Genomic DNA, 6,258 nt, shown 5'->3' on the forward strand with positions numbered 1-6,258 from the left:
GGGTCAACCTGACGGAGCGGGAGGCCTGCCAGCGGGTCCATGATTTTGAAGGCGTAGAAAACTGCATGACAGAAAAGGAGGCCAGGCAGGAGGCCGACCGGTGCCTGCGCTGTGACCACTTTGGCTATGGAATCTTTAAGGGAGGCAGGGATACGATATGGTAAATGTGACGATCGACGGAAAGAAGATCCAGGTAAGAGAAGGAACGACGATCATGGACGCCGCAGCCAGATGCGGGATCCCGATCCCCAGTCTGTGCTATTTAAAGGACATCAACGAGATCGCCGCCTGCCGTGTCTGTGTGGTGGAGCTGGAGGGGAAGGAGAGGCTGATCACCTCCTGCAACAACGTGGTGGCCGAGGGCATGGTGCTTTATACCAACAGTCCCAAGGTCCGCCGCCACAGGAGAAAGATCGTGGAGCTTCTCCTGTCCCAGCACGACTGCCTCTGCGCCACCTGCCAGAGGAGCGGGAATTGCAGCCTGCAGAAGATCGCCAACGATCTGAATATTTTGGAAATTCCCTTCCACCATACGTTGGAGCACCAGCCATGGAATAAAAATTTCCCATTATTGCGAAAATCTGAAAAATGCATCAAATGCATGCGCTGTGTCCAGATCTGTGAAAAGGTCCAGGGACTGGGGATCTGGACCGTGGAGGGGACCGGTTCCCGGGTGACCATCAATGTTTCCGGCAGAAAGACCATCGAGGAGGCGGACTGCTCGCTCTGCGGCCAGTGCATCACCCACTGCCCGGTGGGGGCACTGACTGCCAGGGACGATACGGAAAAGGTCTGGGAGGCCATTGAGGATCCGGAGAAGATCGTGGTGGCCCAGGTGGCTCCGGCGGTGCGGACAGCCTGGGGCGAGGAGCTGGGACTTTCCCCGGAGGAGGCCACCATCGGCCGGATCATGGACGCCTTAAAACGCATGGGCGTGGACTACGCCTTTGATACGGTATTTTCGGCGGATCTGACCATTATGGAGGAGGCCAGTGAGTTCCTGGAGCGGTTTACAAAAGGCGAATTCAGGGACAGACCCATGTTCACCTCCTGCTGCCCCGGCTGGATCCGGTTCGTAAAGACCCAGTTCCCCCATATGGTGAAATATCTGTCCACGGCCAAATCGCCCCAGCAGATGTTCGGAGCGGTGATGAAGACGTATTATGCCCAGAAGCTGGGAGTGGACCCGGAGCGGATCTTCACAGTTTCCATCATGCCCTGCGTGGCCAAGAAGGCAGAGCGGGAGATGGAGCTGTTTTATGAGGAATACGCAGGCCACGACGTGGACGCAGTCCTGACCACAAGAGAGCTGGTACGGATGATCCGGTCCGCCCACATAAGGCCGGAGGGCTTAAACGATATTGAAAGCGACAGCCCCATGCGGGAGGGGACCGGAGCCGGAGTCATCTTCGGGGCCACCGGCGGCGTCATGGAGGCGGCTTTGAGGACGGCCTACTTTGCCCTGAAAGGGAAAAATGCTCCGGCAGACGCCTTCCGGGCAGTGCGCAGCCTGGGCTTCAACGCCAACAATGGCGTCCAGGAGGCAGAATTCAAGATCGACGATCTGGTGCTCCGGACGGCAGCAGTCAGCGGCCTGGGAAACACCAGGGCTCTTCTGGAGCGGATCGACCGGGGAGAGGTCCATTACGACTTCGTGGAGGTCATGGCCTGCCCCGGAGGCTGTGTGGGCGGAGGCGGACAGCCCATCCACGATGGGAAGGAGCTGGCCTTTGAACGGGGAAGGCAGCTTTATTATCTGGACGCCGGCGCCAGACTCCGGTATTCCCATGAAAATCCGGACGTGAAGGCTATGTACGAGGAATTTTTTGAAAAGCCCAATTCCCATAAAGCCCATCTGCTGCTGCATACGGAGCACAGGAAATAGGGCGGGGGGAGTTTTCTGGCGGACATGAATGGTCCGGGAAAGGAGTCCATGAAACGGAAATATAAGATCGCAATGGTCCAGATGGACACCCAGAACAATAAGGAAAAGAATCTTGAGGACGCCTGTGCCTGGATCGATGAGGCGGCGGCTTCGGGGGCGGAGTTGGTGTGCTTTCCCGAGGTCATGAACCTGATCGGCAAAAACACAGGCCCCGGCGGAGGAAGGGAGCCGGTTCCCGGATTCTCCACGGAACGACTGATGGAAAAGGCGGCGGAGCACGGGATCTATATCCATGGAGGCAGCATTACGGAGGAGATCCCGGGAGAAAAGCGGGCCTGCAACACCAGCGTGCTCATAGGGTCAGACGGCCGGATCCTGGCAAAATATCAGAAGCTCCATACCTTCGATATTACGCTGGCTGACGGACGGCCGTTCCGGGAATCGGACCGGATCCGCCCTGGAGACACAGTGGTGACGGCGGAAACAGAGCTGGGGTGCTTCGGAATGTCCATCTGCTACGATGTGCGGTTTCCGGAGCTGTACCGTCTGCTGGCCATAAAAGGAGCTAAAGTGTTTTTTGTTCCGGTGAGCTTCACAAAGGAGACCGGGGAGGAGCATCTGGAGCTTCTCCTCAGGGCCAGGGCCGTGGAAAACGGCTGCTATGTGATCGCGGCAGCCCAGACCGGGGTGAAGCCGGCCTACACGGCCTATGGGAACAGTATGCTCATCGATCCCTGGGGAAAGGTTCTGGTACGGGCCGGATCGGAGACAGGGGTCTTTTATGGGGAGATCGATCTGGATCATGCCGATGCGGTCCGCCGCCGGATGCCGTCCCTGGAAAGCCGGAGGACGGACGTGTACCAGGTGGAGGAAAAAAGGAAGTAAAAAATTTGCAGTTCCATCTTGACAGTTCCAGGAATCTTTTGTATAGTGGAATCATCATATGACTGACGGAAGTGGAAGAAACCACATGAAGTATGATCTTGCTGAGCCGACCGTCTGGGCAATCTGCCCGGATGGACGGCTCTTTTTTGCTTTGCAGGAAGGCGTGAACGGGGCCCAGGGCAGATCTGGAACTGAGAGGAGTTTCATCTGGTTTTGCTGAGAAGGAGGAGATCGTATGGCCATGGGACGGATCCATTCCTGGGAATCCATGGGGCTTGTGGACGGACCCGGGATCCGCACGGTGATTTTTTTACAGGGCTGCCGCCTGCGGTGCCGGTATTGCCATAATCCGGATACGTGGGAGCTCTGCGGAGGGGGGACCCTGGAATCTCCGGAGGAGACTGTAAACCGGCTGATGCGGTTTAAACCCTATTACGGGGCCGACGGAGGCGTTACGTTTTCCGGAGGGGAGCCGCTGTTACAGAAGGAATTTCTGACAGAGGCCCTTGCCCTGTGTAAAAGCCGTGGGATCCATACCTGCCTGGATACGGCGGGAGTGGGCTGCGGCGGTTATGGGGAGATCCTCAAAAATACGGATCTGGTGCTTCTGGATGTGAAGCATTATACGCCAGAAGGGTATCAGGCTGTCACCAGCCGGTCCATGGATGCCTATGAGGAATTTTTGGACGCGGTCCAGTCCATGGAGGTTCCCTTGTGGCTCCGCCATGTGGTGGTTCCCGGCCTTACGGACGGAGAGGACCATCTGGCGGGTCTGGCAGAGTATGTAAAGGGAATACGGAATGTGAAGCGGGTGGAGCTGCTTCCATATCATGTTCTGGGGGTGCCCAAATACCGCGCCATGGGAATCCCATATCCTCTGGAGGGCGTGCCGCCCATGGAGAGCGGAGCTCTTGTCAAATGGCAGGAGCGTATGAACTGCGGGCTGAAAAATGGCTGAGGGTCTGAGGAGCATCGGAGATCAGATGGAAGAGAATGGGATCACAAAACGTGATCTGTGACAGGGTGAAAGGAGATCAATATGAGTATCGATGTAAACTGTACAGCATGGAGAGGCTTTAAGACCGGCGAGTGGCGCCATGTGGTCAACGTAAGGAACTTTATCCAGAAAAACTATATGCCCTATGCAGGCGGAGATGGATTTCTGGAGGGGACCACGGAAAAGACGAAAAAAGTATGGGAAAAGGCTCACGGCCTGATCCTGGAGGAGGTAAAAAAGGGCATTGTGGACGTGGATACCACAGTGGTGTCCGGCATCGACAACTTTGCTCCCGGCTATATTGATAAAGACAATGAAGTGATCGTCGGGCTCCAGACCGACGCGCCCTTAAAGCGCATCGTCAATCCCTTCGGCGGCATGCGGATGGCCAAGAGCGCCCTGGAGCAGTACGGCTACCAGCTGGATCCGGACGTGGAAAAGCACTTTAATCTATACAGAAAGACCCATAACGACGGCGTATTCGACGCATACCCGGAGCGGATCCGTGTGGCCAGAAGCGCAGGACTTCTGACAGGACTTCCCGACGCCTATGGCCGCGGCCGGATCGTTGGCGACTACCGCCGTGTCCCCCTTTACGGCACAGATTTCCTCATTGAGTCCAAAAAGGCAGACCTGAAGCTTTTAGACGGGCCCATGACCGACGAGAGGATCCGTCTCAGAGAGGATGTGAGCGAGCAGATCCGCGCCTTAAAGAAGATGGCGGACATGGCTGCGAAGTACGGCTGCGATATCACAAAGCCTGCGGAAAATGCCCATGAAGCCGTCCAGAACCTGTATATGGCCTATCTTGCCGGGATCAAGGAAAACAACGGGGCAGCCACCAGCCTGGGCCGGACCGCCACCTTCCTGGATATTTATATCCAGAGGGACATGGAGGCGGGGATCCTTACAGAGGCTGGAGCCCAGGAGCTCATCGACCAGTTTATCATCAAGCTCCGCCTGGTACGCCATCTGAGGACTCCGGAGTACAACGAGCTGTTCGGCGGAGATCCCACCTGGGTGACCGAAAGCCTTGGAGGAATGGGCGTGGACGGCCGGACGCTGGTGACGAAGAACACCTTCCGCTATCTCCATACGCTGACCAACCTGGGAACCGCCCCGGAGCCCAACCTGACCGTGCTCTGGAGCCAGAACCTGCCGGAGGCCTTTAAGGATTACTGCGCGAGGATGAGCATTGATACAGACTCCATCCAGTACGAGAACGATGATCTGATGCGGCCCATGTACGGCGACGATTACTGCATCGCCTGCTGCGTATCGGCCATGGCTGTTGGAAAGCAGATGCAGTTCTTCGGCGCCAGGGCCAACCTGGCCAAGAGCCTGCTTTACGCCATCAACGGCGGCGTGGACGAGTTAAAGGGACTCCAGGTGATCCCCGGACTGGAAAAGAATACAGAAGAGGTCCTGGACTACTCCCATGTGCTGGCGGACTATAAGAAGACCCTGGCCTATGTGGCGGAGCTTTATGTGGACACCATCAACATCATCCACTTCATGCATGATAAATATGCCTATGAGGCCAGCCAGATGGCCCTTCACGATACATGGGTGGAGCGCCTGGCAGCCTTCGGCGTTTCCGGCCTTTCCGTGGCTGTGGACTCTTTATCAGCCATTAAATTCGCAAAGGTGACGCCCGTAAGGGATGAGAACGGAGTGGCCGTGGACTTTAAGGTGGAGGGAGAGTTCCCCAAATACGGAAACGATGACGACCGGGTGGACGACATCGCCGTGGAGCTGGTGTCCTTCTTCTCCGCAGAGCTTAAAAAGCACGCCCTGTACCGGGATGCGATCCATACGCTGTCAGCTCTTACCATCACCAGCAACGTGATGTACGGTAAGAAAACGGGAACGACGCCCGACGGAAGAAAGGCCGGAGAGCCCTTCGCCCCGGGGGCAAATCCCATGCACGGAAGGGACAGCCACGGCGCGCTGGCATCCTTAAACTCTGTGGCTAAGATCCCCTACCGGGCCGTATGCCAGGACGGAGTTTCCAACACCTTCTCCATTACGCCCACGGCTCTTGGAAAATCGGAGGAGGAGCGGATGAAGAACCTGGTGATGATCTTAAACGGATACTTTATCCAGGGAGCCCATCACTTAAACGTCAACGTTATGAACCGGGAGCTCCTCATCGACGCCATGGAGCATCCGGAAAAATATCCGACTCTGACCATCCGTGTTTCCGGCTACGCCGTGAACTTCAGCCGTCTCAGCAGAGAGCAGCAGCTGGAGGTCATCAAGCGGACGTTCCACGAGAGCATGTAAAAACAGAAAGCCCCTGTTTCCTGGAAAATTCCGGGAGGCAGGGGCTTTTTTACGGGACGGAACAGGGCGTTTCCTGCCGGATGGAGGAGAGTGCCGGGGCGCTGGTAAGATACAGTCCCGGCATATGTTCTTATGGGGCGTGCGGTTTTGTTTTACAGGCCCCCTGTCTCCGATCCTTCTTCTTTCTCTGGTTCTCGGCTGCCGG

4 protein-coding genes and 1 riboswitch are annotated in these 6,258 nt (G+C 56.8%); all 4 genes read left to right on the forward strand.

From position 1 onward, the window contains the following. The first annotated feature begins 157 nt into the window (after nucleotides 1-157). The 4 genes from WIH05_RS02095 to pflB all read left to right on the forward strand — a co-directional run bounded on the left by WIH05_RS02095 (nucleotide 158) and on the right by pflB (nucleotide 6,053). Nucleotides 158-1,885, forward strand: a complete 1,728-nt coding sequence (locus WIH05_RS02095; protein WP_022273552.1) for a [FeFe] hydrogenase, group A — start codon at nucleotides 158-160, stop codon at nucleotides 1,883-1,885. 48 nt (nucleotides 1,886-1,933) lie between these two features. After that, on the forward strand, nucleotides 1,934-2,770 hold the full coding sequence (locus WIH05_RS02100) for a carbon-nitrogen hydrolase family protein (RefSeq protein WP_337424908.1): 837 nt from the start codon (nucleotides 1,934-1,936) through the stop codon (nucleotides 2,768-2,770). A gap of 48 nt (nucleotides 2,771-2,818) precedes the next feature. Further along, nucleotides 2,819-2,897, forward strand: a riboswitch (ZMP/ZTP riboswitch). 108 nt (nucleotides 2,898-3,005) lie between these two features. Continuing rightward, nucleotides 3,006-3,728, forward strand: a complete 723-nt coding sequence (gene pflA / locus WIH05_RS02105) for a pyruvate formate-lyase-activating protein (protein WP_022273550.1) — start codon at nucleotides 3,006-3,008, stop codon at nucleotides 3,726-3,728. Nucleotides 3,729-3,809: 81 nt separating this feature from the next. After that, the gene (gene pflB, locus WIH05_RS02110; protein WP_022273549.1) at nucleotides 3,810-6,053 is read left to right on the forward strand and encodes a formate C-acetyltransferase; all 2,244 of its coding nucleotides are present in this window, start codon (nucleotides 3,810-3,812) and stop codon (nucleotides 6,051-6,053) included. Nucleotides 6,054-6,258: the final 205 nt, after the last annotated feature.

The organism is Alitiscatomonas sp., assembly GCF_037242085.1.
Classification (GTDB): Bacteria; Bacillota; Clostridia; order Lachnospirales; family Lachnospiraceae; genus Alitiscatomonas; species Alitiscatomonas aceti.

Bases quoted from the DNA above. Each gene is read 5' to 3' on its own strand.
- WIH05_RS02095 (WP_022273552.1), top strand. From the start codon at position 158: ATGGTAAATGTGACGATCGACGGAAAGAAGATCCAGGTAAGAGAAGGA.
- WIH05_RS02100 (WP_337424908.1), top strand. From the start codon at position 1,934: ATGAAACGGAAATATAAGATCGCAATGGTCCAGATGGACACCCAGAAC.
- pflA (WP_022273550.1), top strand. From the start codon at position 3,006: ATGGCCATGGGACGGATCCATTCCTGGGAATCCATGGGGCTTGTGGAC.
- pflB (WP_022273549.1), top strand. From the start codon at position 3,810: ATGAGTATCGATGTAAACTGTACAGCATGGAGAGGCTTTAAGACCGGC.